26 protein-coding genes and 1 pseudogene are annotated in these 26,654 nt (G+C 70.8%); 14 read left to right on the top strand and 13 right to left on the bottom strand.

What is annotated here, in order from left to right; all coding sequences use genetic code 11:
- A complete protein-coding gene (locus OG338_RS05590; RefSeq protein WP_405936252.1) occupies positions 1-639 on the top strand; it encodes a uridine kinase in 639 nt (212 codons plus the stop codon).
- A gap of 95 nt (positions 640-734) precedes the next feature.
- On the opposite strand, the gene OG338_RS05585 is transcribed toward OG338_RS05590, so the two are convergent.
- Positions 735-1,637, bottom strand: a complete 903-nt coding sequence (locus OG338_RS05585) for a carbohydrate kinase family protein (RefSeq protein ID WP_405936251.1) — start codon at positions 1,635-1,637, stop codon at positions 735-737.
- Positions 1,634-2,575, bottom strand: a complete 942-nt coding sequence (locus tag OG338_RS05580) for a pseudouridine-5'-phosphate glycosidase (RefSeq protein WP_405936250.1) — start codon at positions 2,573-2,575, stop codon at positions 1,634-1,636. The genes OG338_RS05585 and OG338_RS05580 overlap by 4 nt, the downstream gene beginning before the upstream one ends.
- Positions 2,576-2,692: 117 nt before the next feature.
- Here OG338_RS05580 and OG338_RS05575 point away from each other — a divergent pair, with 117 nt between their 5' ends.
- The gene (locus tag OG338_RS05575) at positions 2,693-3,514 is read left to right on the top strand and encodes a class I SAM-dependent methyltransferase (RefSeq protein WP_405936249.1); all 822 of its coding nucleotides are present in this window, start codon (positions 2,693-2,695) and stop codon (positions 3,512-3,514) included.
- Between the two features lie 9 nt (positions 3,515-3,523).
- Here OG338_RS05575 and OG338_RS05570 read toward each other — a convergent pair whose 3' ends face one another.
- Both OG338_RS05570 and OG338_RS05565 read right to left on the bottom strand, forming a co-directional pair.
- Positions 3,524-4,066, bottom strand: coding sequence for a methylated-DNA--[protein]-cysteine S-methyltransferase (locus OG338_RS05570; RefSeq protein ID WP_405936248.1), 543 nt, complete (start codon positions 4,064-4,066; stop codon positions 3,524-3,526).
- A gap of 44 nt (positions 4,067-4,110) precedes the next feature.
- Positions 4,111-5,043 (bottom strand): glycerophosphodiester phosphodiesterase, encoded by a 933-nt coding sequence (locus OG338_RS05565; protein ID WP_405936247.1) that lies wholly within the window; start codon positions 5,041-5,043, stop codon positions 4,111-4,113.
- 230 nt (positions 5,044-5,273) lie between these two features.
- Between OG338_RS05565 and OG338_RS05560 the strand changes: the two genes are divergently transcribed.
- The 5 genes from OG338_RS05560 to OG338_RS05540 all read left to right on the top strand — a co-directional run bounded on the left by OG338_RS05560 (position 5,274) and on the right by OG338_RS05540 (position 12,409).
- On the top strand, positions 5,274-6,152 hold the full coding sequence (locus OG338_RS05560) for an MHYT domain-containing protein (protein WP_405936246.1): 879 nt from the start codon (positions 5,274-5,276) through the stop codon (positions 6,150-6,152).
- Between the two features lie 39 nt (positions 6,153-6,191).
- The gene (uvrB, locus tag OG338_RS05555) at positions 6,192-8,351 is read left to right on the top strand and encodes an excinuclease ABC subunit UvrB (RefSeq protein WP_405936245.1); all 2,160 of its coding nucleotides are present in this window, start codon (positions 6,192-6,194) and stop codon (positions 8,349-8,351) included.
- Between the two features lie 152 nt (positions 8,352-8,503).
- Positions 8,504-9,082, top strand: a complete 579-nt coding sequence (locus OG338_RS05550) for a TerD family protein (protein ID WP_405936244.1) — start codon at positions 8,504-8,506, stop codon at positions 9,080-9,082.
- Between the two features lie 122 nt (positions 9,083-9,204).
- Positions 9,205-11,160, top strand: coding sequence for a TerD family protein (locus OG338_RS05545; protein WP_405936243.1), 1,956 nt, complete (start codon positions 9,205-9,207; stop codon positions 11,158-11,160).
- Between the two features lie 265 nt (positions 11,161-11,425).
- Positions 11,426-12,409 carry a TerC family protein gene (locus tag OG338_RS05540; RefSeq protein WP_405936242.1) on the top strand — a complete coding sequence of 328 codons (984 nt, stop codon included), beginning with the start codon at positions 11,426-11,428 and terminating at the stop codon, positions 12,407-12,409.
- Between the two features lie 30 nt (positions 12,410-12,439).
- Here the strand turns inward: OG338_RS05540 and OG338_RS05535 are convergent.
- Positions 12,440-12,631 (bottom strand): annotated as a pseudogene (locus OG338_RS05535) (MBL fold metallo-hydrolase); the annotation flags it as partial.
- 22 nt (positions 12,632-12,653) lie between these two features.
- Here OG338_RS05535 and OG338_RS05530 point away from each other — a divergent pair.
- The gene (locus OG338_RS05530; RefSeq protein WP_405936241.1) at positions 12,654-12,959 is read left to right on the top strand and encodes a hypothetical protein; all 306 of its coding nucleotides are present in this window, start codon (positions 12,654-12,656) and stop codon (positions 12,957-12,959) included.
- Positions 12,960-13,103: 144 nt separating this feature from the next.
- On the opposite strand, the gene OG338_RS05525 is transcribed toward OG338_RS05530, so the two are convergent.
- The 3 genes from OG338_RS05525 to OG338_RS05515 all read right to left on the bottom strand — a co-directional run bounded on the left by OG338_RS05525 (position 13,104) and on the right by OG338_RS05515 (position 15,442).
- The gene (locus tag OG338_RS05525; RefSeq protein WP_405936240.1) at positions 13,104-13,997 is read right to left on the bottom strand and encodes a hypothetical protein; all 894 of its coding nucleotides are present in this window, start codon (positions 13,995-13,997) and stop codon (positions 13,104-13,106) included.
- An 846-nt stretch (positions 13,998-14,843) separates the two neighbouring features.
- The gene (locus OG338_RS05520; RefSeq protein ID WP_405936239.1) at positions 14,844-15,029 is read right to left on the bottom strand and encodes a hypothetical protein; all 186 of its coding nucleotides are present in this window, start codon (positions 15,027-15,029) and stop codon (positions 14,844-14,846) included.
- Positions 15,026-15,442: an ATP-binding protein gene (locus tag OG338_RS05515; RefSeq protein ID WP_405936238.1), complete on the bottom strand. Its 417-nt coding sequence runs from the start codon at positions 15,440-15,442 to the stop codon at positions 15,026-15,028. The genes OG338_RS05520 and OG338_RS05515 overlap by 4 nt, the downstream gene beginning before the upstream one ends.
- A gap of 296 nt (positions 15,443-15,738) precedes the next feature.
- Here OG338_RS05515 and OG338_RS05510 point away from each other — a divergent pair, with 296 nt between their 5' ends.
- Together OG338_RS05510 and OG338_RS05505 are read left to right on the top strand one after the other, a co-directional pair.
- Positions 15,739-16,902, top strand: a complete 1,164-nt coding sequence (locus OG338_RS05510; RefSeq protein WP_405936237.1) for a hypothetical protein — start codon at positions 15,739-15,741, stop codon at positions 16,900-16,902.
- A 14-nt stretch (positions 16,903-16,916) separates the two neighbouring features.
- On the top strand, positions 16,917-17,456 hold the full coding sequence (locus OG338_RS05505) for a GNAT family N-acetyltransferase (protein WP_405936236.1): 540 nt from the start codon (positions 16,917-16,919) through the stop codon (positions 17,454-17,456).
- 236 nt (positions 17,457-17,692) lie between these two features.
- Here the strand turns inward: OG338_RS05505 and OG338_RS05500 are convergent, their stop codons facing one another.
- From OG338_RS05500 to OG338_RS05485, 4 genes are all read right to left on the bottom strand, one after another.
- Positions 17,693-18,028: a hypothetical protein gene (locus OG338_RS05500; protein ID WP_405936235.1), complete on the bottom strand. Its 336-nt coding sequence runs from the start codon at positions 18,026-18,028 to the stop codon at positions 17,693-17,695.
- 137 nt (positions 18,029-18,165) lie between these two features.
- The gene (locus OG338_RS05495; protein WP_405936234.1) at positions 18,166-18,618 is read right to left on the bottom strand and encodes an HNH endonuclease; all 453 of its coding nucleotides are present in this window, start codon (positions 18,616-18,618) and stop codon (positions 18,166-18,168) included.
- Between the two features lie 36 nt (positions 18,619-18,654).
- On the bottom strand, positions 18,655-19,308 hold the full coding sequence (locus OG338_RS05490; RefSeq protein WP_405936233.1) for an MBL fold metallo-hydrolase: 654 nt from the start codon (positions 19,306-19,308) through the stop codon (positions 18,655-18,657).
- A gap of 10 nt (positions 19,309-19,318) precedes the next feature.
- Positions 19,319-20,008: a maleylpyruvate isomerase family mycothiol-dependent enzyme gene (locus OG338_RS05485; RefSeq protein ID WP_405936232.1), complete on the bottom strand. Its 690-nt coding sequence runs from the start codon at positions 20,006-20,008 to the stop codon at positions 19,319-19,321.
- 176 nt (positions 20,009-20,184) lie between these two features.
- Here OG338_RS05485 and uvrA point away from each other — a divergent pair, with 176 nt between their 5' ends.
- Both uvrA and OG338_RS05475 read left to right on the top strand, forming a co-directional pair.
- A complete protein-coding gene (uvrA, locus tag OG338_RS05480; protein ID WP_405936231.1) occupies positions 20,185-23,202 on the top strand; it encodes an excinuclease ABC subunit UvrA in 3,018 nt (1,005 codons plus the stop codon).
- A 205-nt stretch (positions 23,203-23,407) separates the two neighbouring features.
- Positions 23,408-23,836, top strand: a complete 429-nt coding sequence (locus OG338_RS05475; protein WP_405940324.1) for a Rieske (2Fe-2S) protein — start codon at positions 23,408-23,410, stop codon at positions 23,834-23,836.
- 45 nt (positions 23,837-23,881) lie between these two features.
- On the opposite strand, the gene OG338_RS05470 is transcribed toward OG338_RS05475, so the two are convergent.
- Positions 23,882-24,808 carry a hypothetical protein gene (locus tag OG338_RS05470; protein ID WP_405936230.1) on the bottom strand — a complete coding sequence of 309 codons (927 nt, stop codon included), beginning with the start codon at positions 24,806-24,808 and terminating at the stop codon, positions 23,882-23,884.
- Positions 24,809-25,041: 233 nt separating this feature from the next.
- Between OG338_RS05470 and OG338_RS05465 the strand changes: the two genes are divergently transcribed.
- Positions 25,042-25,698, top strand: coding sequence for a papain-like cysteine protease family protein (locus tag OG338_RS05465; RefSeq protein ID WP_405936229.1), 657 nt, complete (start codon positions 25,042-25,044; stop codon positions 25,696-25,698).
- 4 nt (positions 25,699-25,702) lie between these two features.
- On the top strand, positions 25,703-26,560 hold the full coding sequence (locus OG338_RS05460; protein WP_405936228.1) for a hypothetical protein: 858 nt from the start codon (positions 25,703-25,705) through the stop codon (positions 26,558-26,560).
- Positions 26,561-26,654 lie beyond the last annotated feature (94 nt).

Raw genomic sequence — 26,654 nt, 5'->3', positions numbered from 1 at the left:
GTGCGATTCGAAGCGATCACCCGGGACCGGCTGACGGACGCGCTCGCCGCGCACACCGACGCGCTGGAACCGGCCGACGGAGGGCCCTGGCTGAAGATCGCCGTCGACGGCGCCCCGGCCGCCCGTCCCGGCGACCTGGCGGATGCGGTCGCCGAGGCGCTGCGGCTCCGGGGCCGCGCCGTGCTCCCCGTCCCCACCGCCGGATTCCTGCGGCCGGCGAGTCTGCGGTACGAGTACGGGAAGCGGGACCCGGACTCGTACTTCGGCAGCTGGTTCGACACCGGCGCCCTGTGGCGCGAGGTGTTCGGCCCCCTGGAGCCGGGCGGCAGCGGCCGGGTGCTGCCCGATCTGTGGGACCCGGCGACGGACCGGGCCACTCGCAGCCCGTACCAGCGGCTGCCGGAGGGCGGGGTGCTGATCCTGCACGGCCCGCTGCTGTTCGGGCACTGGTTCCCCTTCGACCTCACCGTCCACCTGCGCCTTTCGGCGGGCGCGCTGCGGCGGCGCACGGCGGAGGACGAGCGGTGGACCCTGCCCGCCTTCGAACGTTACGAGGACGAGGCGGCGCCCGCCGACAGCGCGGACGCCGTGGTCCGCGCGGACGATCCGGGCCACCTGGCGTGGACGGGGTGGCGGTGAGGGCGGGGTCCGGCCTGCGGTGAGGTGCGCGGGGAGGGCGGTCCGGTGCGGGCGGTCCGGTGCGGGCGGTCCGGGGCCGCGATGCCCGACCGGCCCTACCCGCCCGGCAGCGGCGGCCGCCCGCCCACCGTCGCGACGGCCTCCGCCCCCGCCCGGCACCCCGCCGCCGCGGCCGCCGTGTCGTCCGCGCCCGCCAGCCGCGCCGCGAGGAAGCCGCCGGTGAACGCGTCGCCCGCCCCGGTCGAGTCCACGGCCCGCCCGGCCGGCGCCGCCGGGACCCGGCCGGTCACCGCGCCCCCGGCGGCGAGCAGCGCCCCGCCCTCGCCGAGCGTCACGACGACCCGGCGGTCGGGCATGCTCAACTTGGCGGCCGCGTCCGCCGGTTCCGGCAGACCGGTGAGCAGCCGGGCCTCGTCCGCGTTGGGCAGCAGCAGATCCGCCCGCTCGGTCAGGGCGAGGAACCGGTCGACGCCGAGACCGGCCAGGAAGCCCGCCGACGCGGGGTCCACGCTCACCGGAACCTTCCGCCGTACGGCCTCCCGCAGGGCGAGCAGGGCCGTCGCCCGGCTTGTGCCGGCGAACAGCAGATAGCCCGACAGGTGGAGGTGGGCGACCCCGTCGAGCAGCGCGGGCGACCAGTCGTCGGGGGAGAGCCGCAGCACCGCGCCGCTGTCGGTGAGGAAGGTCCGCTCGGCGGCCGCGTCCACCAGGGCCACCACGGTCGCGGTCGGCGCCTCCTCGTCCACCGCGAGCAGCCCGCGCACCCCCGCCCGGCGCAGCAGCCCGCGGTGCCAGTCCGCCGAGTCGGCGCCCACCCGGGCCAGCAGCCGTACGTCCCGGCAGCCCGCGCGCGCCGCCCAGCAGGCCACGTTGGCCCCCGCGCCGCCCGCCCGGGTCCGGATCACGGCGGCCGTGTCCGTGCCGTGGGCCAGCGCCGACCCGTGCCGGGCCACCACATCGGTGACCACGTCCCCGACGACGAGGAGGCCGCCGCTCACCGCGCCGTCCAGGCCGTCGCGATACGGGCGGCGAGTGCCGCATTGCCCCGGACCGCGGCGAGATTGGCCTCCAGCGAGGCGCCCCCGGTGTGCCGCACCAGCCGGTCCAGCAGGAACGGCGTGACCGCCTGCCCCGTGACCCCCTGCTCCCGGCAGGCCGTCAGCGCCTCGGCGAGCACCCGGTCGTGCAGAGCGGGGTCCAGCTGCTCGTCCTCCGGTACGGGGTTGGCCACGATCAGCGCCGCCTCGGGGCCGCCCAGCGCGTCCTGGGCGCGCATCACCTCGGCGACCTCCCCGGGCGAGGTCACCGTCCAGTCGACCGGCTCGCCCGAACTGCTCAGGTAGAACCCGGGGAACGTGTCCGTGCCGTAGCCGAGCACCCCGACGCCCAGCGTCTCAAGCCGTTGCAGTGTGGCAGGCACGTCCAGGATCGACTTCACGCCCGCGCAGACCACGGTGATCCCGGTGTGCGCCAGCAGCCGCAGGTCCGCCGACTCGTCCTGCGTCTCGGTCCAGCCCCGGTGCACCCCGCCCAGCCCGCCGGTCGCGAAGACCCGCAGCCCGGCCCGGGCCGCCAGGAAGGCGGTCGCGGACACGGTCGTCGCCCCGCTCGCCCCGGCCGCCAGCGCCGGGGCGAGGTCGCGGTGGCCCAGCTTCCGCATCCCCGGGTCCTCGGCCACCCGCTCCAGCTCGGCCTTGTCCAGCCCGACCCTGGCCCGCCCGTCCAGCACCGCCACCGTCGCGGGCACGGCCCCGGCGGACCGCACGAGCCCTTCCAGCTCCCCGGCGACCCGCAGATTGCGGGGGCGGGGCAGCCCGTGGGCGATGATCGTCGACTCCAGGGCGACGACCGGCCGGTCCGCGGCGAGAGCGGCCCGCACCTCGGCGGAGAGGACCGGCGCGTAGGGGGTGGCGTCGAGGGGCGCGTTGAGTGACATGTCCACATCCCTGTCGCGGGTGGGCGGCACTCAAACGTGGCAGGGCCCGCTCCGGCCCGGCGGGTGGCGCGAAACCGTCCGTCGGTGGCCGCACACGAGGGCGCTAAGGTCCGCCCCATGCCCTCCACGACCGGCCAACCCGCCTCCTCCGTACGTGACTTCTACGACGACCTCGCCTCCGACTACGACCTCGTGTACGCCGACTGGCAGGCGAGCATCGAGCGCCAAGCCGCCGCGCTGTCGGGCCTGATCACCACCGAGCTCGGCGCGGGCGCCCCGTACGACGTGCTGGACTGCGCCTGCGGCATCGGCACCCAGGCGCTCGGCCTCGCCGCGCTCGGACACCGGGTCACCGGCAGCGATCTGAGCCCCGCCGCCGCGGCCCGCGCCGCGAAGGAGGCGGCCGCGCGCGGCCTGGACCTGCGCACCACGGCCGCCGACATGACGCGGCTGCCCTTCGGCGACCGCTCCTTCGACGTCGTCGTGTGCGCCGACAACTCGCTGCCGCACCTGCTCACCCCGGAAGCGGTGGAGGCGGCGCTCGGCGAGATGCGCAGGGTGCTCCGCCCCGGCGGCGTACTCCTGGTCTCCACCCGGCCCTACGACCGGCTGCGCCGCGAGCGGCCCGCGTCCACACCGCCGCAGGTCAGGGACGAGACCGGCGGCCGGGCCGTCACCTTCCAGCTGTGGCACTGGCGCCCGGACGGCGAGCGCTACGACCTGGAGCACTTCCAGCTGCACCCCGCGGCGGAGGGGCACGGGGGCTGGGACGTGCGCACGCGCCGCACCTCGTACTGGGCGCTCGGACAGGACCAGCTCACCGGATTCGCCAGGCGGGCCGGCCTCACGGAGCCCGCCTGGCACGAGCCGGAGGCCACGGGCTTCTTCCAGCCGGTGCTGGTCGCGCACCGGCCGGACACGGCCCCGGACCCCGCCTGACGGCACCGCTCAGAACAGCGGCTCCGGCAGCACCCCTTCCAGCGCCAGCAGCCGCCGCTTGGTCTCCAGGCCGCCGCCGAAGCCGCCTATCCCGCCGTCGCTCTCCACCACCCGGTGGCACGGCACCACCACAGGCAGCGGGTTCGACCCCATCGCCGCGCCGACCGCCTGGGCCGCGCCCGGCTGTCCGACCCGCTCGGCCAGCTCCCCGTAACCGGCGACCGCCCCGTACGGCACGCCCCGCGCCAGCTCTTGCAGCACCTGGCGGTTGAAACCGGCGGTCAGCGACCAGTCCAGGCCGAGCGAGAACTCCCGCAGCGCCCCCGCGAAGTACGCCTCAAGCTGGCGCACCGGCTCGGCCAGCCGGGCGGAGCCGGGGGCCTGGACCGGCTCCGCGCCGAGCCGCCCGCGCAGCCGGTCCAGCGCCCTGTCCCGTATCTCCGGGCGGGCGTGGAAGACGACGCTCACCAGCCCCGTCCCCGTCGCGGCCAGCATCAACGGACCGATGTCGCTCTCGACCACGGCCCACTCGACGACCCCGTTGCTGTCCATGCCACCACCGTACGGCGGCCCACTGACAACGGGGCCCGGCGGACTCAGCCCCGCGTGGCCGCGCGCACCACGTCCGGGGTGTTCGTGATGATCCCGTCCACCCCCATGCCCTGCACCCGGCGCGCGGCCGCCGCGTCGTTCACCGTCCAGGGGTTCACCTGGAGCCTCTTGCCGTGCGGGCCCTTCAGGGCGTGCACCGCCGTCACATAGCTGCCCGACAGGCCCGTGTACGAGGGGTTGATCTGGTCGGCGAACCCGGCATACGCGGGCAGCTCGGCGACGGTTGGGGTGCCGAGGAAGCCGGTGACCAGGTCCGGGCGCAGGGAGTGCACCGTACGCAGGCTGTCGGCACCGAAGCTCTGGATCACCAGGCGGCCCTGGACATGGCTCCGGTCCAGCCAGCCCTCCTCGTCCAGCACCCGGAGGGTCGCCCGCTCGATCCCCGGGTAGCTCTCCGGGCTCTTGATCTCCAGCAGGAGGTTCTGCCCGTTGTGGCCGAGCCGCCGCAGATACTGGTGCAGCGTCGGCACCCGGGTCCCGGCGTACCCGGGGCCGAACCAGCCGCCCGCGTCCAGCAGGGAGATCTCGGCGGCCGTGAAGTCCTTGACCGCCCAGGGCGCACGGTCCGGGAACAGCTCCTCGGCGTTCGTCGTCCGCCGGAGATCGGTGTCATGGATGACGACCACCACCCCGTCCCTGGTCAGCTGGACGTCGTTCTCCACCCAGTCGAAGCCCAGCGCGTCGGCCCGGTCCACGGCCGGGAGCGTGTTCTCCGGGGCGTACGCCGATGCGCCCCGGTGCGCGTAGACGCGCGGGTCGTCCACCCCGGAGGCCCGGCGGACCGTGACGAGCTCCTGGGCCGGGTGCCGGGTCAGCGGGGTGTCCGCGACCGAAGTGCCCGGATTCGACATCAGCAACGTGCCGGCGCCCATGACGGCGGCGGCGGCGACGGAGGCGGTGACGGTGCCTGCGTACACGTGAACTCCTTGCGTCAGAGTTGCGGACGGCCCGAGCGTCCCAGCCGCCCCCGAACGGGGGACAGGCGAAGGATGGCCACCGTGTGAACGCACCTCGGGGACCACGTCACCCGCCGTCGGCCCGGTCGATAAGATGCGGCACTTCTGCTGTGTCTGCCGGGCCTTGCGCCCGGACGACAGGCCCTGGGATCGTCCTGATCCGGGCTTGCTGCTGCGAAGGGCGTACAAGGATGCAGGGCACAATCGACGGGTTCAGCTACGGGGCGGTGACCCCTGTGGCGGCGTTCCTGATGGCGTGCCTCGGTGCGGCGCTGGGCCTGCGCTGCACCACCCGGTCACTGCGTACCGAGCGTTCCTTCAGGGCCGGCTGGCTGGCTCTCGGGGCGACCTCCATAGGTTCGGGCATCTGGACCATGCACTTCATCGCGATGACGGGCTTCTCCGTCGAAGAGGTGTCGATCGACTACGACAAACCGATCATCTTCGCCGGTCTCGCCGTCGCGATCGTCATGGTCGGCATCGGGATCTTCCTGGTCGGGTACCGCGGCGCCACCCGCATGGCCCTGGTGACGGGAGGCACGATCACCGGACTCGGCGTGGCCTCCATGCATTACCTCGGCATGGCGGGAATGCGTCTTGATGGGCGGTTCGAGTACGACACCGTGACCGTCGTCCTCTCCGTGGTCATCGCCGTCGTCGCCTCGACCGCCGCCCTGTGGGCCGCCGTCTCCATCCACGGCTTCCTGCCCAGCCTCGGCGCGAGCGTCGTGATGGGCATCGCCGTGAGCGGCATGCACTACACCGGCATGGCCGCGCTCCGGGTCCATCTGCACCCCGCCGCCTCGGCCGCCGCGCACGCCGGCGGCGACAGCGCGGGCTCGCTGCTCGTGCCCATGCTGCTCGGCCCCGTCTGCTTCCTGCTGCTGGCCGCCGTCGTCGTCATGTTCGACCCGCTGGTGGTCATGGGCACGCCCGACTGGGACGACCCGCGCGCCGCGCGGACCCCCGGCACCCCGGCCCGGCGCCAGGTCCCGCGCTTCGGGACGTACGCCGACCCGGCCTCCTTCCACTCCCGCCCGCGCGACGCCGTGGGGCCCGCGGACTGGTGAACCGGGCCCGTTGTCAGTGGCGGGTCGTACGGTGGTTGCATGCGGCCAGTCTCGAAGATCGAACGTACGGTGGCGCCTTTCGAGGTCATCAGTCCCTACCAGCCCAGCGGCGACCAGCCCACGGCCATCGCCGAGCTGGAGAAGCGCGTCCGCGCGGGTGAGAAGGACGTCGTGCTCCTCGGCGCGACCGGTACGGGCAAATCCGCGACCACCGCCTGGATGATCGAGAAGCTCCAGCGCCCCACACTGGTCATGGCGCCGAACAAGACGCTCGCCGCCCAGCTGGCCAACGAGTTCCGCGAGCTCCTGCCCAACAACGCCGTCGAGTACTTCGTCTCGTACTACGACTACTACCAGCCCGAGGCGTACGTCCCGCAGTCGGACACCTACATCGAGAAGGACTCCTCGATCAACGAGGAGGTCGAGCGGCTGCGCCACTCCGCGACCAACTCGCTGCTCACCCGGCGCGACGTCGTCGTGGTCGCCTCCGTCTCCTGCATCTACGGCCTCGGTACGCCGCAGGAGTACGTGGACCGCATGGTCCAGCTCAAGGTCGGCGAGGAGATCGACCGCGACCAGCTGCTGCGCCGCTTCGTGGAGATCCAGTACACGCGCAACGACCTGGCCTTCACCCGGGGCACCTTCCGGGTGCGCGGCGACACCATCGAGATCTTCCCGGTCTACGAGGAGCTCGCCGTCCGCATCGAGATGTTCGGCGACGAGATCGAGGCCCTGTCCACGCTGCACCCGCTGACCGGCGAGGTCATCAGCGAGGACCAGTCCCTCCACGTCTTCCCCGCCACCCACTACGTGGCGGGTCCCGAGCGCATGGAGAAGGCCGTCAGCGGCATCGAGCGGGAGCTGGCGGAGCGGCTGGCCGAGCTGGAGAAGCAGGGCAAGATGCTGGAGGCCCAGCGGCTCCGCATGCGTACGACGTACGACATCGAGATGCTCCGCCAGATCGGCACCTGCTCCGGCGTCGAGAACTACTCGATGCACTTCGACGGCCGTTCCCCGGGCACCGCCCCCAACACCCTCCTCGACTACTTCCCGGAGGACTTCCTTCTGGTGCTGGACGAGTCGCATGTCACGGTCCCGCAGATCGGCGCCATGTACGAGGGCGACGCCTCCCGCAAGCGGACCCTGGTCGACCACGGCTTCCGGCTGCCGTCCGCCCTGGACAACCGCCCGCTGAAGTGGGAGGAGTTCCTTCAGCGGATCAACCAGACGGTCTACCTCTCCGCCACCCCCGGCACGTACGAGATGTCCCGCGGCGACGGCTTCGTGGAACAGATCATCCGCCCGACCGGCCTGGTCGACCCCGAGGTCGTCGTCAAGCCCACCGAGGGCCAGATCGACGACCTGGTGCACGAGATCCGGACGCGCGCCGAGCGCGACGAACGGGTCCTGGTCACCACCCTCACCAAGAAGATGGCGGAGGACCTGACCGACTACTTCCTGGAGCTCGGCATCCAGGTCCGCTACCTCCACAGCGACGTCGACACGCTGCGCCGCATCGAGCTGCTGCGCGAGCTGCGCTCCGGCGAGTACGACGTCCTGGTCGGGATCAACCTCCTGCGCGAGGGCCTGGACCTGCCCGAGGTGTCCCTGGTGGCCATCCTCGACGCCGACAAGCAGGGCTTCCTGCGCTCGGGCACCTCGCTGATCCAGACCATCGGCCGCGCGGCGCGCAACGTCTCGGGCCAGGTCCATATGTACGCGGACAAGGTCACCCCGGCCATGGCGCAGGCCATCGACGAGACCAACCGCCGCCGCGAGAAGCAGATCGCGTACAACACCGAGCGCGGCATCGACCCGCAGCCGCTGCGCAAGAAGATCAACGACATCGTCGCCACCATCGCGCGCGAGGAGATCGACACCGAGCAGCTGCTCGGCACCGGCTACCGCCAGGCCAAGGAGGGCAAGGCGCCCGTGCCCGCCCTCGGCAAGCACGCCGTCCCCGGCGACGGCAAGGCGGCGACGGCCGGGAAGTCCGCGAAGGCCGGCAGGGCGGGCAGGGCCGCGGCGGCGGTCACCGACCGCCCGGCGACCGAACTGGCCGGGATCATCGAGGAGATGACGGACCGGATGCGCGCCGCCGCGGCCGACCTCCAGTTCGAGGTCGCCGCCCGGCTGCGCGACGAGGTGGGCGAGCTGAAGAAGGAGCTCCGCCAGATGCGCGAGGCCGGTCTGGCCTGACCGGCCGGGCGGCACCGGGCGGGGCGGTTCGGGCCGGATGTTGCAGGACCGACACAAAACGGCCCAGGCCCTCCGCGCGGGTGACACCACTGCGTAGGGTGCTGGGAAACCGCACAAGGACGGTTGCGGGGAATGCGGAGAGGGGACAGCGCGTGACGGTCAATATGACCAAGGGTCAGGCCATCAGCCTGGAGAAGAGCGACGGGGGGACCCTGACCGCGGTACGGATGGGGCTCGGCTGGCAGGCGGCACCGCGCCGCGGTCTGTTCGGCTCGCGCACCCGGGAGATCGACCTGGACGCCTCGGCCGTCCTGTTCGCCGACAAGCAGCCGGTCGACGTCGTGTTCTTCCGGCACCTCACCAGCGACGACGGCTCCGTCAAGCACACCGGGGACAACCTCGTGGGCGGCGCCGGCTCCGGCGGCGACGACGAGGCGATCCTCGTGGACCTCCAGCGGGTCCCGGTCCACATCGACCAGATCGTCTTCACGGTGAACTCCTTCACCGGCCAGACGTTCCAGGAGGTGCAGAACGCCTTCTGCCGCATCGTGGACGAGACCAACGGCCAGGAGCTCGCCCGCTACACGCTGGACGGCGGCGGGCAGTACACCGCGCAGATCATGGCGAAGGTGCACCGCGCGGGCAACGGCTGGAAGATGACCGCCATCGGCACCCCGGCCAACGGCCGCACCTTCCAGGACCTCATGCCGGCGATCCTGCCGCACCTGTAGGACGGCACACCGGACCACGAGGTCCGCATCGCGGTACGCGCAGCTCCCGGCGGCATCGGCCACCGGGAGCTGCCCGCATACTTCACCGAACACCAGCGGTAACACGTCGAGGGGACAGGGCAATGACGGCCGAGCTGGTCCGGGGGCAGAACCACACCTTGCCCCAGACCCGTCTGGAGATCCGGATATCGGCCGGGGCGCCCGTCGTGGCCGGTGCCACGCTCGGTGACGAGACCGGCAGGGTGGCCGGCGTCGAGTGGATCGCCCACCCCGGATCGCCGCAGCTGCACGGCCTCGAAGTCTCCCGCCAGGCCGCCGCCGACCACCGCCTCGCCGTCGACCTCGACGCCCTGCCCGACGGCGTCCACCGGGTCACCGTGCTGCTCGCCCTCCCGCTCGACGCAGGCGGGCCGACCCGGTTCGGCGCCGTCGCCTCACCCTTCGTCGCGGTCACCGGCCTCGACGGCGCCGAGATCGCCACCTTCACGCTGACCGGCCTCGACAGCGAGTCCGCGGTCGCCGCCCTGGAGCTGTACCGCCGCCAGGGCGCCTGGAAGGTCCGCGCGGTCGGCCAGGGATACGCGGGCGGCCTCGCGGCCATGCTCGCCGACCAGGGCGTGGACCGGGCCGCCGAGCTGGCCGGCACCATCCAGGACGCGGTCGCCCGCGGCCTCGCCCGCTCGGTGGCCCCGCCACCGCCCCGCACCCCGGAGGGCGACCGGGTCAGGCACGCGCCCACCCCGGCCCCGGCCCCGGGCAACGGCCAGTCGGGCCGGCCGCCCGTCCCGCCGCCCCCGCCGGCCGCACCCGCGCAGCCCGGCCCCCTGGCGGAGCCGGCCGCCCCGGCCACCGCGGGCGGCCCGATCAACTACGCGCACCCGCGCCGCCAGTCCACCGCGCCCCCGCCGCCCCCGGTCGCGCCGCCCGCCCGGCCGGGGCAGCCCGCCCAGCCCGTCGCCGGGGACGCCACCGGCTGGTCCATGGACGAGCGCCTGTACAACCAGGTGTGGGGCATGTTCGAGGACCTGGCCCGCGCCGTCGCCGCCTACCGCAGCGCAGTCGACTTCGCCGAGTCCCGGATGGACCAGGAGCTGGAGCGCACCCTGTCCGACCCGCGCAGCCGCATCGGGGGCGCGGGGGACCGGGCCCGCGAGGAGGCCCGCGCCAAGCGCGACGAGCTGACCGCCCGCGCCCGCGAGTCCCTGGACCGCGACCTCGCCCAGCTCGACGCCGAGTCCGCCGTCGTGGAGCCCGCGCTCCCCGCCTCGTACGCGGGCTGGGACAACCCCGTCTGGCACGGCTACCGGGTGCCGATGGAGATCCCCATGGCGCTGCGCATCGGCGACCTGCACCTTCCGGAGCGGGCCGATCTGCGCATCCCACTCCTCGTCCGGCTGCCGCTGGAGCGCGGCATGTGGATCGACAGCGGGCGCACCGCCTCCGAGGCCGCCGCGCTGACCGGCCAGGACCGGCTGCGCGGGCTCGCGATGGAGACCGCCGTGCTGCACGCGGCCCGGCTGCTGGCGGTCTACCCGCCGAACGAGTTCACGGTCCATGTCATCGACCCGGCCGGATCGGCCGCCGGGGCGCTCGCCCCGCTGGTCCGCTCCGGGGTGCTGCCCTCGCCGCCCGCCACCGGGGCGCAGGGCGTCTCCTCGGTCCTCGCCCACCTCACCCGGCGGGTGGACCTGGTGCAGATGGCGGTCCGGGCCGGTGCCGCCGACTCGCTGCCGCCGGACCTGGACCCGGCCGAGCAGCTGCTGATCGTCAACGACTTCCCGCACGGCTTCGACGACCGGGCGGTGACCCAGCTGCGCTACCTCGCCGACGAGGGGCCGTCCGTGGGCGTCCACCTGATGATGGTCGCGGACCGGGAGGAGGCGTCCGAGTACGGCCCGATCCTGGACCCGCTGTGGCGCTCGCTGCTGCGGGTCACCCCGGTCGCCGACGACCATCTGGCCGACCCCTGGGTCGGTCACGCGTGGACGTACGAGCCGCCCAGGACACCGCCGGGGAGCGCGGTCCTGGACCAGGTGCTGGAGCGGGTGGCGCACGCCCGCCGCACCGGTGGCCGCTGAGCCGCCGGGCCCGTAACCCCGTTGGTAAAACACCCCTGACCTGCCCTTTTGGATATTCTTTAGACTTCTCTTTACCTTTCCTTGGTGTTTCCTGTACCGTTCATGGAGCGGAGGGGAGTACTCCCATACGCGGCGTTCCCGTCAGTACGGACCGTGACCGGTCCCGGGGCGCCGGCCCAGGCGCGCAGCCCGCGTGCCCGGGTGGAAGAGACCTCCGGCAGCGACGACGCTGATCAGTAGCCCGTAGCGAACTGCCGGAGGCGCAGTGGACGTTTCATGGACCCTCTGGGCGCTGACCATCCTTGGTCTGTGCGCCCTCATCGCCGTCGACTTCTTCATCGGGCGCAAGCCCCATGACGTGTCGACCAAGGAAGCCGGCATCTGGACGATCGTCTGGATCGTGCTGGCGGCCCTCTTCGGCCTCGGGCTGCTCGTCTTCGGCGAGACCCAGGCATCGGGCGAGTTCTTCGCCGGGTACATCACCGAGAAGTCGCTCAGCGTCGACAACCTCTTCGTCTTCGTGCTGATCATGGCGAAGTTCTCGGTGCCCTCCCACCTCCAGCAGCGGGTTCTGCTGGTCGGTGTGCTGATCGCCCTGGTGCTGCGGGCGATCTTCATCGCGGCCGGCGCCGCGGTCATCGCCAACTTCTCGTGGATCTTCTACATCTTCGGCGCGTTCCTGATCTACACCGCCTGGAAGCTCATCCAGGAGGCGCGGGCGGACGACGAGGACGAGGAGTTCGAGGAGAACCGCCTCCTGAAGAGCATCGAGCGCCGTTTCGGTGTCGCCGACCGGTACCACGGCACCAAGCTCTTCATCCGCAACAACGGCAAGCGCGTCATGACCCCGCTGATGGTCGTCATGCTCGCCATCGGCACCACGGACGTGCTGTTCGCGCTGGACTCCATCCCCGCGATCTTCGGCCTCACCCAGGACCCGTACATCGTCTTCACCGCCAACGCCTTCGCCCTGATGGGCCTGCGCCAGCTGTACTTCCTGATCGGCGGTCTGCTGGAGAAGCTGGTCCACCTCAGCTACGGGCTGTCGGTGATCCTCGGCTTCATCGGGATCAAGCTGGTGCTGCACGCCCTGCACGAGTCCGGGGTGCACGTCCCCGAGATCTCCATCCCGGTCTCGCTCGGCGTGATCTGCGGGGTGCTGGTCATCACCACGATCACCAGTCTGATGGCCAACAAGAAGAAGGCCGAGGCCGAGGCCCGCGAGGCGAAGACCGGCGACCGGGTCTAGCCACAGCGGTACGGGACGGGCGGTCCCGCCTCACCAGCCCCGGGCGCGCCACTCCGGCAGGTGGGGCCGTTCGTCCCCCAGCGTGGTGTCGCGCCCGTGGCCCGGGTAGACCCAGGTCTCGTCCGGCAGCGGCGCGAAGAGCTTGGTCTCCACGTCGTGCAGCAGGCTCGCGAACGCCTCGGGGTCCTGGTGCGTGTTGCCGATGCCGCCGGGGAACAGCCAAGCCGCTTGGTGTGGCGCTGCTGTGGTCGACGTTCAGCAGATCGTCGTCGAGTTCGTACGCGAGGAACTGTCGGCCGGCGCGGGCCAGTTTCTGCCATGTGACGGACGGGCCGGGATTCGCGACCCGTTGCCCGACGATGACGTCGTACCGTGCGTGGTTGGTCGGCATGACGAGGTGGTGCCGTGTGTCGTAGCCGATATCGGCGAGCCGGGTGAGGGGCTGCGCGACGCGGTAATAACCGCATCCCTGAAGGTCGCCCATCCATCCGAAAATGCTTATGGTCATGGTGGTGCTCTTTTCTGTTCTGGTGTTACCTCCTGTTGTTGATGGTAGGTGGCGGGGGTGACATCGATGAGGGCTTGTATTTCTCGGAGAATGCAGAAGTCCCCGCACTCGCCTGGGGCGGGCTGCGGGGACTTCTTGGGGTCACCAGAACAGGAGGAACCCGAGATCAGGATAACTGCCTGAGGGCTACTTCGGAGCCTTCTGCTTCCGTTTCTTCTGCCGGGGGACCTTCGGCTTCTCAGCCGCTGCTTCTTCCGGCTCGTACTTTTTCCCGCTCATCGACGCGCTGGTCATCAGGACCTCGTCAATGATGCGGCGCCGCATCTCCTGGCGTGTCTCTTCGGACAGGCCGTGACTCAGGCGTTCAGCGGTCAGGTAGTAGCTGTTCAGGACCGGCTGGTCGAAGTACCGGTTCAGTTGCGCAACGGATTCCTTGTACATGAACAGGTACGTGCGTGTGAGGTACCCGGACATTGTGGCGCTGATGGCGGCTACCCCGGCGGCGAACCACCGGATCGCGGAAGCGTTGAAGTAGAACCCGGCAATGAGACACCCGACGAGCATGAAGATCCCGACCCACATAGCTGTCTGCGAGGAACGGAATGATTTGTCTGCTTGCTGGGTGACGATCCGGTGGTATTCCTTGATCTGCCCTTGGTTCAAGTCCATGAGCGTCGCAAGCTCAGTGGACTTCTTCAGCTTCTCCAACGCCTCTTGTTCGTACACCCTCTGGTACGACATGATCTCGTCGAAATGGGTGTTCTGATTCCGGAGGTATGTCGCCCGGACAATCAGGTACCACGTAACCGCAGCAGCTAGCCCCAGGAGTCCGGCCGCGCCGATGTACCAGATGGCGGCAGGGGGATGGGCCGCCGCATCCAAGTCGGCCTTGAACATCGTGACGAGAAAGATGGTGCCGCTGATCGTGATCGCAGTCATCACCGCCACGAGCCTGGTGAGTGAGGCCCGGACGGGCATCCTCGCCCCTTCGAGGTCCCCCCACGTCATGGCTCTTGTGGTAGGGGCCATGGTTATGCGGCCGCTGTTGACGATTCTGATCCCGCTGGCTTCGTCATCCATGTCGCCCCCCGGCTGTTGATGAGGGCAGGATCGTAGCGCCAACACCAGCCCTCACAGACCACAACGTGGTGCTACGAGCGGGTACAGGCGTGACGCAGGTTCCTCACCCGGTTCGTGACGACATCACCCGTCGCGACAGCCGCACCCGACCGGCCCGTGTCGAGAGCGTCCGTCAGGGTCAGGAGGTCTCCTCCGAGCCCGGATGCGTACGACTTCACGGGCTCGTAGGAGGCTTTCGCGACGCCCTTCAGTTCCCTCCCCGCCCGGCGGAGATCCGCGGAGAACGTGACCGGGGTACCGCCGTCCTCGATCAGCTGAAGCGGCACCTCGATGCCCTGAAGGATTCGGGACACCCCCACGCACGGGGGCTCTCCGCTGGGGGAGACGGGGGCCAGTGTCGCCCGGTAGCGGGGCGACGAGTCCCGGGCCGACGGTTGGGCGGTCGGGGTGCACGCAACGACGAGCAGGCACAGCAGAGCAGCGAAGAGTCGACGCATGGGAATCCTCACAAGGAAAGGCCCTTCCCCAGGCGGTGGGGGGTGCCTGGGTGGTGATGGCAACCGCCCGGGGAAGGGGGCACAGGAGGTCAGGAAGGATGGGAGAACCGGGGGAACTGCTGCACGTACGGTCGGCCCGGCTCTTCGTGGGCGCGTGCGTGTATGACGGTCAGCTCCTGAACACAGGCCCGGCACGCGAACAGTGGCGTCTCACCGTCGGGGCTCGTTATCTCCCCGACACGGGTCACCTGAACGTTGTTGCGGTAGCACCGGAAGCACAGCCCCAACTTGTACTCGTAGGCCGTGAACAAGCCCTCCAGGCGTACGGGGAGACTTTCTGCCGGCTCGGTCACGCGGGGTCCTCCCCGCACGGTGTGATCACCGTCAGCAGCTTGTCGTCGGGCTTCGTCCACTGACTGGGCCCGCACACGGCGCGCAGCACGTACACGCCGCTGCGTACGTCGGTGATGACACCGACCCGGTCGTTCTCCGCGTCGCGGACCTTGTCCCCAACCCACGGCCTGTTGTTCTTCACTGCGTTTCCTCACACTTCAGGTCGGCCCAGACACGCTTCCCCCAGGGCAGCAGGTCGCAGCCCCACTGGGTCGCCAGGGCATCGATGAGCGCCAGACCCCGCCCCTGTACGTCGTCGTTATCGGCCACTGTCAGAAGCGGCGCGGAACGGGACTTGTCGACGACCGCGATCTGTACGTGCGCGGTGTAGTACGAGACCCGCACGAGAATCAGTCGGCTACGGGTGTGCTGGACCGCGTTCGCGACCATCTCGGACACGATGAGTTCCGCGTCGTCGATGAGACGGTCCTGCCCCCACACGGTGAGAGCGGTCAGGACGAGACGGCGCGCGGTCAGCGCGCTCTTCTTGGCGCACGGCAGCGTCTCGGAGTACCCGGGGTGCCCTGTGGGGCGCGGCGTAGCGGTCACAGTCATCAGGACCTCGAAGGTGGGCGGCGTCGGCTCCACCAGATAACCGGGGTACGGATGACATGAGCGATGCCCCAGCGATGCAACTCCGATGCAAGAACCCGCCGGAAGGGTTGTTGATCGGTCAAGTCGTCTGCGTAGCTACGGGCGTAGGTCTACGGTCAGCTCACGCCGACTGGACACCGGGGGTAGGAATGGTCCGGGAAAAGACACCGAACGACAAGATCCGGGCCGTGCGCGAAGAGCGCTACCAAATGAGCCGGCCGGAGTTCGCGGCCCTCATCAATCAGCACGGGTTACGCATGGGAGAGAACACCGGCTGCACCGCCCGCGTCATCGCTACGTGGGAAGACGGAGACGTCGCCTGCCCCAGGCCGATCTACCGCAGGATCCTGACGGAACTGACCGGCGAGAACATGGCCGTGCTCGGCTTCACGTCAGCCCGCACCAAACCAACGATCATCACGTTGGACCAGCTCGACGACCAGGAGCAACCAGTGGACCGCCGTAGCTTCCTCTCCGGCCTTGCCGCCCTCGGCTTCGACCCGGAACGCGGAACCCCACGCAAGATCGGCACAGCAGAAGTCCGGACCGTACGCACCATGGTCCGCCAGCTGAAACAGCTCGACGAACGCATGGGCGGAAACAACCTCTCCCAGGACGCCGATAGGGCCCTCCAAGCCCTGAACCGGCTGATCAACACCGCCAGGTACACCGAAGCCACCGGACGCCACCTACGGTCTGCGTACGGCGACCTCGCAGTACTCACCGGCTGGCTGTCCTACGACGCCGACCGCACCACCGACGCCTGGTCGTACTACAACCAGTCCCTGTACCAGGCCCGCATGGCAGACGACCCCGAAGTCGAAGTCCACGCCTACGCCCAGATGTCGATGGCCGCCGCCCGCAACGGCATGCCCCGCGACGCTGTGGAACTCGCCCGCATGGGGCAGCGGGTCTCCGCCCGCTACGTACCGCCCCGCCTCATGTCGCTGCTGAACCTGCGCGAAGCCTGCGGCTGGTCACGTCTCGGAGACTCCAAGGAAACCCAGAACGCCCTCACCCGGGCGTACAAGTCCTACGACCACGGCCCGTCCGACGAGGACCCCCGCTGGATCGACTTCTACTCCCTCGCCGAACTCGACGGCCTCGCCGCGACCTGCCACGTCAACCTCGGCGAAACAGAGGTAGCGGCCCGCCTCTCCGAGAAGTCCCTTGCGACCATGGACCAGCGCTACGGCCGTAACCGGGCCTGGTACTCCGTCGTCCTCGCCGAGACCCACATGCAGCGCGGTGACCTGTACGCGGCCTGCGACATCGCCCGCGACACCCTTCCCCTGATCGCGGGAGTTTCCTCGAAACGCACCACCGCCCGCCTCGCGGCCTTCCGTAAAAACGTTGAGTCGTACAAGGATGAGCCCATGGTCCGGGACTTCCTCGCGGAGTCCGGGGCACTGGTGGCGTAGATCGAAGGAGAACCATGGCGGACTGGACGTTCCGGCGACTCGACGGAGCACAAGCGGACAAGAACCGCGAACTGCTCGCCGACGTGTACGAGGAGGCGTACGCCGAGAAACTCGACGGCGCGTTCCGCTCCCGTGACGGCTTCCTCGACCGGCTCTCCGCCTACGTACAGCGGCCCGGCTTCGAACTCGTGCAGGCCCTCGACGGAGACGACCTCCTGGGGTACATCTTCGGGTTCGCCATAGCTCCCACCGGCACATGGTGGGGCGGCTTCCACGGTGACGTACCCGCCGACGTCCTCGACCTGACCAAGGCGAGCAAGGTCTTCGCGATCTCCGAACTGATGGTCCGACCCCAGGCCCGCCGCCAGGGAATCGCCCGCCTTCTCCACGACCAGCTTCTTGCCGGCCGTTCCGAAGCCCTGGGCACGATCCTCGTCGACCCGAACAACACACCGGCCCGGTCCGCGTACTACGCGTGGGGGTGGGAGAAGCTCGGCGACATCCAGCCGTTCGAGAACTCCCCGGTGTTCGAGTCCCTCACCAAGCACCTCTGACACCAGAAGAGGGGACACACCGTGTGTCCCCTCTTCCCTGTGTACGGGTCAGCCCTTCACCGTCGGCCCGTACCGTCCCTCAACCTGCTCCAGTCCTCTCTTACATACCGCCTGCCAACCCGTCGGCGTGTACAGAGACCAGCGCGGCTTCTTCTCGCAGCTCCCGGCATGCCACGAACACACACCCGCCCGGCCCACCGACCCACGCCGGTGTAACGCCGGATTGAACTTGAACTTCAGGACAGGCACGCGTCGACCTCCGCCCCCGAGCACACATACATCGGGACCCCCTCGACCCTGCCCGCCATCGCCATCCGCTGAGGGAACCGGCCGCACCGGGAGCACCGCCACCCCTGCGACACGGGACTGAACGACCGGCCCTCCAGCACCCCTTGGAACGCCAGCTTCGGCTCCCGGATCACGTCGTACACGGCACCCAGAAGCGGCGGCGGTTCATCCGGCCCCTCGCCCTGCATCCACAGCCACACATCGGGGTCGTTCCACTCCGCGAGGATCGTCAGCCCCAGATCCCGCACCAGGGCGTGATCGAAGTCCTTACGAGACCCGGTCATCGGGAGGAACGAACAGTCCGTCCGGACGAGGCTCCCCAACGCCTCCCACCCGTTGCAGAACAGCGACCCGAACTGTGCGGCACAGTCCCGCAGCCGGAACCACAGCATGCCCGTCTTCGTATCCGAGGCAGCGAACATCACAGCCCCAACCGGGCCGCGACAGCACGCGCCGTCTTACTGGCCGCCCACCCCGACAACGGTGCAGGGACCTCGCTCAGCTCCAGGTGGCATTCACGGCAGCACGGCACCATGTTCCGCAGCGTGTCCTGACCGCCCTCGGACGGCGGAACGATGTGCGTGATGTGGGTGGGGGAGTCCTTCGAGCACAGGGTGCAGGACTGGGCCACGTCCAGGATGATGCGGGACAGGTGCTCCCTGCGCCGCACCGTGATCATGGCTTGCCGCGCCGGGTACTCGACGGCGTCGCTGTTGATCGCTTCGTAGTGCGCTTTCCGCCGCAGCTGCGCGTTCAGCCGGACGGCGTCGTTCAGGTCCAGCGCCCACCCGTTGTGGATCCACCGCTTGTACTGGCGGAGCCGGGTGAGAGGGCGGGATGTACTGAAGGGGAAGTACTTCGGTTCGTTCTTCATATGGGCCTCTCTCCTGTTCGGAGAGGCCCCAGGCGTCTACCAGCCTCGCGTCCGCCACTCGCCGAGCATGGGACGTTCGTCACCGAGGGTGGTGTCGTTTCCGTGACCCGGGTAGACCCACGTCTCGTCCGGCAGATTCTTGAAGATCTTTTCTTCAAGGCCGTCCATGAGTGACGTGAAGTCCGTAGGGTTTGTTGTCCGCCCGGGGCCTCCTGGGAAGAGGCAGTCCCCGGTGAACAGATGCGGGGCCCCGTGCGGGTCGTCGTACAGGAGTGAGATCGAGCCCGGGGTGTGGCCGGTCAGGCGGCGGGCGGTGAGCGCCACCTCGCCCACCCGGATGGTGTCGCCGTCCTCGACCAGGACCTCCGTCGGCACCTCGATGCCCTCGGCGTCGAACCGTCCCGCGTAGGTGCGGGCCCCGGTCGCGGCGACGACCTCGGCCAGGGCCCGCCAGTGGTCGCGGTGCCGGTGGGTGGTGACGACGGAGCGGATCGAGTCGTCACCGATCAGCCGCAGCAGTGTCCCGGCCTCGTCGGCCGCGTCGATCAGCAGCTGCTCGCCGGTGGCCCGGCAGCGCAGCAGATAGGCGTTGTTGTCCATCGGGCCGACGGCGACCTTCGAGATCATCAGATCCGTCAGTTCGTGCACATCCGCGGGCCCGCCGACCCTGACCGCTCCGCTGTACGTCATGCTCCTCAGCCTATAGCGGGGGCAGCGCCGGAAGCGTGCCTCCTTCGACCGTCAGCGCCGAGCCGTCGCGCCGCCCGCTGAGCCAGCCCAGCAGCTCGGGCGCCGTGCCCCGGACCGCGACCGGCCCGCCCTCCGCGCCGCCGCCGGTCGTCCACACCCGCCCGGTGTCGTCGGCCATCGACGTCGGCACGACCTCCGGGTGCCCGGCGAACCGTGCGGCCAGGAAGTCGATCTCCCGCGCGGTGAACTCGTCCGGCAGGTCCTCCAGCTCATAGCCGATTCCCAGGTCGACGTGGTGCAGCTCCACCTCGCCCCGGCGCCGGAACGGCACATTGGCCGCCGAGTCCGTCATGCCCCGGCGCAGGGTCACCGTGCGCGACCAGTCCGCGGGCTCGGCCGCCGCCGCCACGAAACGGGCCGCGCTCGCCGTCAGGTCGGCCAGCTGCTTCGCCTGGGACCGGGGGGCGTCCCGCTCGATCTCGCGGTCGCGGGTTTCGCTGTCTGCGTACATCGGCAGGTCGCGGAGAACGTTCGCGAGCGCGTCGGCGTTACGGGAGAGGTGCGCGACGACATGGCCGCGGCTCCAGCCCGGCAGCCGTGACGGCTCGGACAGCGCCGCGTCATCCAGTTTTCCGGTGGCTCCGAGCAGCCGATCCGTCGCTTCCCGGAGTGCTGCCAGGTCGTGCGCATGATCAGTCATGAGGCCGAGCCTAGCCTCGGCCACTCGTTCGGGTGAAGGAGTTTCAAGCCGTCCGCAATTCGAATGTGCGTGCTATACGCTCAAAGTCGAAAGCTTCGTACACCGCTGTGGCGCCCCCCATACCCTGGGCCGGGGGCTCAGTTCCCCCACTTCTCTCCAGAAAGGTGCGGACCGGCGTGGCCGACCGTCTCATCGTCCGTGGCGCTCGCGAGCACAACCTCAAGAACGTCTCGCTCGACCTTCCCCGCGACTCCCTGATCGTCTTCACCGGGCTCTCCGGGTCGGGCAAGTCGTCGCTCGCGTTCGACACGATCTTCGCCGAGGGCCAGCGGCGCTATGTGGAGTCGCTCTCCTCGTACGCCCGGCAGTTCCTCGGCCAGATGGACAAGCCGGACGTCGACTTCATCGAGGGCCTGTCGCCCGCCGTCTCCATTGACCAGAAGTCGACCTCGCGCAACCCGCGCTCGACGGTCGGCACCATCACCGAGGTCTACGACTACCTCCGGCTGCTCTTCGCCCGGATCGGCAAGCCGCACTGCCCCGAGTGTCACCGCCCCATCTCGCGCCAGTCGCCGCAGGCCATCGTGGACAAGGTCCTCGGCCTGCCCGAGGGCAGCCGCTTCCAGGTGCTCTCGCCGCTGGTGCGCGAGCGCAAGGGCGAGTTCGTGGACCTGTTCTCCGACCTCCAGACCAAGGGCTACAGCCGGGCCAGGGTGGACGGCGCCACGATCCAGCTCTCCGAGCCGCCCGCGCTCAAGAAGCAGGAGAAGCACACCATCGAGGTCGTCATCGACCGCCTCACCGTGAAGGACAGCGCCAAGCGCCGGCTGACGGACTCCGTCGAGACCGCGCTCGGCCTCTCCGGCGGCATGGTCGTGCTCGACTTCGTGGACCTCCCCGAGGACGACCCCGAGCGCGAGCGGATGTACTCGGAGCACCTCTACTGCCCGTACGACGACCTCTCGTTCGAGGAGCTGGAGCCGCGCTCCTTCTCCTTCAACTCCCCGTTCGGCGCCTGCCCCGACTGCACCGGCATCGGTACGCGGATGGAGGTCGACCCGGAGCTGATCGTCCCGGACGAGGAGAAGTCCCTGGACGAGGGCGCCATCCACCCCTGGTCCCACGGCCACACCAAGGAGTACTTCGGCCGCCAGATCAACGCCCTGGCCGAAGCCCTCGGCTTCCGTACGGACATCCCCTGGGCCGGGCTGCCGCAGCGCGCCAAGAAGGCCCTGCTGCACGGCCACAAGATCCAGACCGAGGTCCGCTACCGCAACCGGTACGGGCGCGAGCGCGCCTACACCACCCCGTCCTTCGAGGGCGCCGTCCAGTTCGTCAAGCGGCGGCACTCCGAGGCCGAGAGCGATTCCAGCCGGGAGCGCTTCGAGGGGTACATGCGCGAGGTCCCCTGCCCCACCTGCGAGGGCACCCGGCTCAAGCCGATCGTCCTCGCGGTCACGGTGATGGAGAGGTCCATCGCCGAGGTCTCCGCGATGTCCATCAGCGAGTGTGCCGAATTCCTCGGCCGCCTCAAGCTGAACGCCCGCGACAAGAAGATCGCCGAGCGGGTCCTCAAGGAGGTCAACGAGCGGCTGAAGTTCCTGGTCGACGTCGGCCTGGACTACCTCTCGCTGAACCGCGCCGCGGGCACCCTGTCCGGCGGCGAGGCCCAGCGCATCCGGCTCGCCACCCAGATCGGCTCCGGCCTCGTCGGCGTGCTCTATGTGCTGGACGAGCCCTCCATCGGACTGCACCAGCGCGACAACCACCGGCTGATCGAGACCCTGGTCCGCCTCCGCGACATGGGCAACACGCTCATCGTCGTGGAGCACGACGAGGACACCATCAAGGTCGCCGACTGGGTGGTCGACATCGGCCCCGGCGCCGGTGAGCACGGCGGCAAGGTCGTCCACTCCGGCTCGCTCAAGGAGCTGCTGGCCAACGACAAGTCGGTCACCGGGCAGTATCTGACCGGCAAGAAGTCGATCCCCGTGCCCGACGTGCGACGGCCCGTGGACCCCTCGCGGCTGCTCACGGTGCACGGCGCCCGGGAGAACAACCTCCGGGACATCGACGTCTCCTTCCCGCTCGGCGTGCTGACCGCCGTCACCGGCGTCTCGGGCTCCGGCAAGTCGACGCTGGTCAACGACATCCTCTACACCCACCTGGCCCGCGAGCTGAACGGCGCCAAGTCGGTGCCCGGCCGGCACACCCGGGTCGACGGGGACGACCTGGTCGACAAGGTGGTGCACGTCGACCAGTCGCCCATCGGCCGTACGCCCCGGTCCAACCCGGCCACGTACACCGGTGTCTTCGACCACGTCCGCAAGCTGTTCGCGGAGACGATGGAGGCCAAGGTCCGCGGCTATCTGCCCGGCCGGTTCTCCTTCAACGTCAAGGGCGGCCGCTGCGAGAACTGCTCCGGCGACGGCACGATCAAGATCGAGATGAACTTCCTGCCCGATGTGTACGTCCCGTGCGAGGTCTGCCACGGCGCGCGCTACAACCGGGAGACCCTGGAGGTCCACTACAAGGGCAAGTCCATCGCCGAGGTGCTGGACATGCCGATCGAGGAGGGCCTGGAGTTCTTCGAGGCCGTCCCCACGATCGCCCGCCATCTGCGCACGCTCAACGAGGTGGGCCTCGGTTATGTGCGGCTCGGCCAGTCCGCGCCGACGCTCTCCGGCGGTGAGGCCCAGCGGGTCAAGCTCGCCAGCGAGCTCCAGAAGCGCTCCACCGGCCGCACGGTCTACGTCCTGGACGAGCCGACCACCGGTCTGCACTTCGAGGACATCTCCAAGCTGATCAAGGTGCTCTCCGGCCTGGTCGACAAGGGGAACACGGTGATCGTCATCGAGCACAACCTCGACGTCGTCAAAACCGCCGACTGGGTCGTGGACATGGGCCCCGAGGGCGGCAGCGGCGGCGGCCTGGTCATCGCCGAGGGCACCCCGGAGTATGTGGCGGGCGCCCCCGCCAGCCACACCGGGAAGTTCCTCCAGGACATCCTGGACGCCGACCGGGTCAGCGAGGCGGCCGTCCCGGCCGCGCGTAAGCCGGCCGGGAAGAAGGCCGCGAAGTCCGCCCCGGCCGCCCGCAAGACGGCGACGGCCAAGACGGCCGCGGCGAAGAAGACCGCCTCGGCCGCGAAGAAGACCGCCGCCAAGAAGACGGCCCGCGCCCGCAAGGGCTGACACCGGGACACCCGGTGCGAGGTGGCGGCCCCCGCCGGCAGGGGCCGCCACCTCGCACCGCTCCCGCCCCCGACGAGCCATGACCGGCCCCCGCGCGGAGGCGCCCGGCTCCGCCGGTATCGTCGGTTACGTCACCGATGCCGCCGCCGCCCCGGCAGCTCCGGCACGGTTTCCCGATCTGACCGCCCCGACCCGTGGAGACCGCATGTCCGGCCAGCCCGCCGCCCGCCGCACCGTGCTGAAGGGCGCCGCTCTCGCGGGCGTCGCCGGGCTGGGCGCCGCCGCCTGCTCGACCGACTCGAAGCTCGGCCACGCCCAGACGCCGACCCCCACCGCCCCCGTCGAGCTCGGCGCGCCCGACGACATCCCCGTCGGCGAGTCCAAGCTCTACCGCGAGCAGCGCGTCGTCGTGGCCTGCCCGGCCAAGGGGGAGTTCAAGGCGTTCAGCGCCCAGTGCACCCACGCCGGCTGCCTGCTGGACAAGGTCGAGAAGAACGAGGGCCACTGCCCCTGCCACGGCAGCCGCTTCGACACCACGACCGGCAAGGCCGTGCACGGCCCCGCGACCGTGCCGCTGCCCGCCGTCCCGGTCCGCGTCGAGGGCGGAAAGCTCATCGCGGGCCCCGACGCCTGACCCGGCCCGGCCCCGCCCGGCCCCCCGGACGTCCCGCCCGCCGGCCTACTCCCAGTCCCAGTCGATCCCCACCAGACCCGGCCGCACCCCCTGCTCCACCAGATGCACGGTCCGGTGCCGGCCGGTCAGTGTCAGCTCCGCCCGCGCACCCCGGGGTGCGCCCGCCGAAGCCTGGGCGAAGCTCCGGCACCGTACCGGCAGCGCCTCCTCGGCGAACCCGACCTGAAGCACGTACTGCCCACCGCCGAAGGTGAAACCGCGCATGTACTCACCGCACGGCCCGCCCGTCCCGTCCTCGAAGCCGTAGCCGAAGAGGTACGTGTCGCCCGCCCGCAGCCGGGTGTCGAACAACAGCTCGGCGACCAGCACCCCCGTCTCCCGGTCCCAGCGGACCCGGCCCGTCCGGCAGTTCTCCCGGGCGCTCACCGCCACCTGCGCCGGATCGCACCCCGGGTCGCCCACGTACACCGCGAGATAGCGGTCGATGCCGTCCCGGTGGGCGCGCACCACATGCTGGGAGGCCCGCTGCTGCATCCGGCGCCCCGGCCCGATCCGTACCCGCTCCTGGTGGCCCACCGTGTGCAGCCCGCCGTCCGCGGGTGACTCCAGCCCCGCGAGCAGCCGCTCCACCACCCCGGACGTCTCCACCAGCGAGCGGTACGTGCGCGCGGGCGGGCGCTCGCTGTCCGGGCGGGGCTCCTCGGCGTCCAGGAGGCCGAGCAGCGAGTTCGCCGGCAGCGCGAGGACCTCCTCCAGGGCCTTCACGGCGCGCAGCGACTCCGGACGCTGCGGGCGGCGGGCGCCCTGCTGCCAGTAACTCAGGCTGGTCACGCCGAGCTTGATCCCCCGGTGCGCCAGATGGTGCCGGACCCGCTGGAGCGGCAGCCCGCGCACCGACAGCGCGGTGCGCAGGGCCAGGTGGAACGGGCCGGTGTGCAGCACCTGCGCCAGTTCGGCCTCGGTGTGCCGCATGGGGTCCTCCAGGTGAACGTTCACGCCGGCCGGGCACGGGGCCGCGCCGACGGGTGCCGGTCCGCAGGTGGCCGGGGCGCGCGTTCACACCTCGGCCCCGGGCATTCACACCGCGGTGTTCACCCGCATTCAAGCGTGTTGACCCGTCCCCGACAACGGTTGATGCTCCTCCACAGCGTCCGGACGCGCTCCTCGAAACCCCCACCCCCCGCCCCCCGCCCGGGAGGAACGCCATGCGCAACCCAGGTAACAGGCCGGCCGGACTGTCGGTGACAGCCGTACTGGCCGCCCTGCTGCTCGCCGTCCCCACGGCGACCGCCACCGCCGCCGACCAGCCCCGCATCGCCGCCGCCACCGCCACCGCGACCGCCCAGGTCCGGACCGCGTCCGCCCCGACGGCCGCCCTCGCCGCCACCAAGCGGCTGAACATCACGATGCAGGCCCAGCAGAAGAACAACTGGTGCTGGGCCGCCTCCGGCAACACCATCGCCACCTGGTACGGCCGCAACTACAGCCAGAACCAGTTCTGCAACGCCGCCTTCAACCGCGCCCAGGGCTACGAGTGCCCCAACTCGCAGGCCGCCCTCGACAACGTGCAGAACGCCCTGTACTGGGCGGGCATCAACCCCGGCTCGTACGTCAGCGGCTGGCTGCGCTACTCCACCGTGCAGACCGAGATAGCCGCCGGACGCCCGGTCGAGACCCGCATCCAGTGGTCGTCGGGCGGCGGCCACATGCACGTCCTGTACGGCTACGACGACGCCAACAGCCTCGTCTACTGGGGCGACCCCTGGCCCTCCAGCAACCGCTACAACTGGGCCTCGCACTCCTGGTACGTGAACAACAGCGAGTTCTCCTGGACCCACTCGCTCTACCGGATCGGGGCGTGACGCCATGACCACCACCCGTAACGGGAGCGTCCGCCGCCCCCTCGCCGCCGCCCTGGCCGCCGCCGGTGTCCTCGCCGGCACCGCCCTGCTCACCGCCGCCCCGCAGGCGGCCGCCGCCGACGGCCCGCAGGCCGGTCCCGCCGCCCTGGCCGCAGCCCACGAGGCGGCCACCGACGCCACCACCCTGAAGACCCTGTCCCGGTTCTTCGCCCGCGAGGGCGCCGTCACCGAGAAGGCCGCCGCACCCCGCATCCAGGGCCAGGCCGTGCCCGTGCACACCCTGTCCGCCGAGTTCGTCGCGGGCGAGCCGGGCGCCCCCGTCGCCGCCCTCGACTACCTGGTCAGCACCGCCGTCTCCGCGGACGGGCGGAAGGCATCGCTCTGGACGCTGCCGGAGCCCGGCAGGAGCGGCGGGATGCGGGTGGTGAACATCGCCACCGGCGACGACGAGGCCCGCTACACCGCGGCCGGCGCCCGCAAGCTGCCCGGCGGCATCGTCTTCCACGAGCCCCAGATCGACGCCTGGTACGTGCAGAAGGGCGACCGGGTCCTCCCGCTCGACCAGGACGCCGTCCGGGCGGTCGGCAAGCAGGGCACCACGCTCTCCGCCTACCGCACCCGGGTGCACGCCGCCTACGCGGACAAGCTCCCCGGGTCCGCGTACGCCCGCAAGGGCGAGGCCGGCGGCTACGGGCCCGAGGCGAAGAAGGGCTCCGGCCCCGCCATCGCCGCCGCCGCCTCCACCACCACCGGGACCGCCCTGACCGCGGGCTCGGCGGCGGCCGCCGGAGGAGCCGTCGCCGTACTCGCCCTGTGCGGCGTCACCGCCCTGCGCCTGAGGAACCGCCGCCGGACCGGCTGACCGGGCCGGATCACCGGGCCGGCCGACCGGGCCGGCCCCCACGACCCCGCGCTCCGGGACGGGTGCTCCCCACCCTCGTCCCGGAGCGCGGCGC

Source organism: Streptomyces sp. NBC_00726 (assembly GCF_045161735.1).
GTDB lineage: Bacteria > Actinomycetota > Actinomycetes > Streptomycetales > Streptomycetaceae > Streptomyces.
This window is presented reverse-complemented; position numbering and strand designations above follow the sequence as displayed.

What these genes read in the sequence shown, in the direction of transcription:
- OG338_RS05475 (WP_405940324.1), top strand. Translation starts at nt 23,408, where the DNA reads ATGTCCGGCCAGCCCGCCGCCCGCCGCACCGTGCTGAAGGGCGCCGCT.
- OG338_RS05525 (WP_405936240.1), bottom strand. Translation starts at nt 13,997, where the DNA reads ATGGATGACGAAGCCAGCGGGATCAGAATCGTCAACAGCGGCCGCATA.
- OG338_RS05460 (WP_405936228.1), top strand. Translation starts at nt 25,703, where the DNA reads ATGACCACCACCCGTAACGGGAGCGTCCGCCGCCCCCTCGCCGCCGCC.
- OG338_RS05580 (WP_405936250.1), bottom strand. Translation starts at nt 2,575, where the DNA reads ATGTCACTCAACGCGCCCCTCGACGCCACCCCCTACGCGCCGGTCCTC.
- OG338_RS05465 (WP_405936229.1), top strand. Translation starts at nt 25,042, where the DNA reads ATGCGCAACCCAGGTAACAGGCCGGCCGGACTGTCGGTGACAGCCGTA.
- OG338_RS05560 (WP_405936246.1), top strand. Translation starts at nt 5,274, where the DNA reads ATGCAGGGCACAATCGACGGGTTCAGCTACGGGGCGGTGACCCCTGTG.
- OG338_RS05510 (WP_405936237.1), top strand. Translation starts at nt 15,739, where the DNA reads ATGGGAGAGAACACCGGCTGCACCGCCCGCGTCATCGCTACGTGGGAA.
- OG338_RS05515 (WP_405936238.1), bottom strand. Translation starts at nt 15,442, where the DNA reads ATGACTGTGACCGCTACGCCGCGCCCCACAGGGCACCCCGGGTACTCC.
- uvrB (WP_405936245.1), top strand. Translation starts at nt 6,192, where the DNA reads ATGCGGCCAGTCTCGAAGATCGAACGTACGGTGGCGCCTTTCGAGGTC.
- OG338_RS05570 (WP_405936248.1), bottom strand. Translation starts at nt 4,066, where the DNA reads ATGGACAGCAACGGGGTCGTCGAGTGGGCCGTGGTCGAGAGCGACATC.
- OG338_RS05490 (WP_405936233.1), bottom strand. Translation starts at nt 19,308, where the DNA reads ATGACGTACAGCGGAGCGGTCAGGGTCGGCGGGCCCGCGGATGTGCAC.
- OG338_RS05575 (WP_405936249.1), top strand. Translation starts at nt 2,693, where the DNA reads ATGCCCTCCACGACCGGCCAACCCGCCTCCTCCGTACGTGACTTCTAC.
- OG338_RS05505 (WP_405936236.1), top strand. Translation starts at nt 16,917, where the DNA reads ATGGCGGACTGGACGTTCCGGCGACTCGACGGAGCACAAGCGGACAAG.
- OG338_RS05500 (WP_405936235.1), bottom strand. Translation starts at nt 18,028, where the DNA reads ATGACCGGGTCTCGTAAGGACTTCGATCACGCCCTGGTGCGGGATCTG.
- OG338_RS05545 (WP_405936243.1), top strand. Translation starts at nt 9,205, where the DNA reads ATGACGGCCGAGCTGGTCCGGGGGCAGAACCACACCTTGCCCCAGACC.
- OG338_RS05470 (WP_405936230.1), bottom strand. Translation starts at nt 24,808, where the DNA reads ATGCGGCACACCGAGGCCGAACTGGCGCAGGTGCTGCACACCGGCCCG.
- OG338_RS05485 (WP_405936232.1), bottom strand. Translation starts at nt 20,008, where the DNA reads ATGACTGATCATGCGCACGACCTGGCAGCACTCCGGGAAGCGACGGAT.
- OG338_RS05495 (WP_405936234.1), bottom strand. Translation starts at nt 18,618, where the DNA reads ATGAAGAACGAACCGAAGTACTTCCCCTTCAGTACATCCCGCCCTCTC.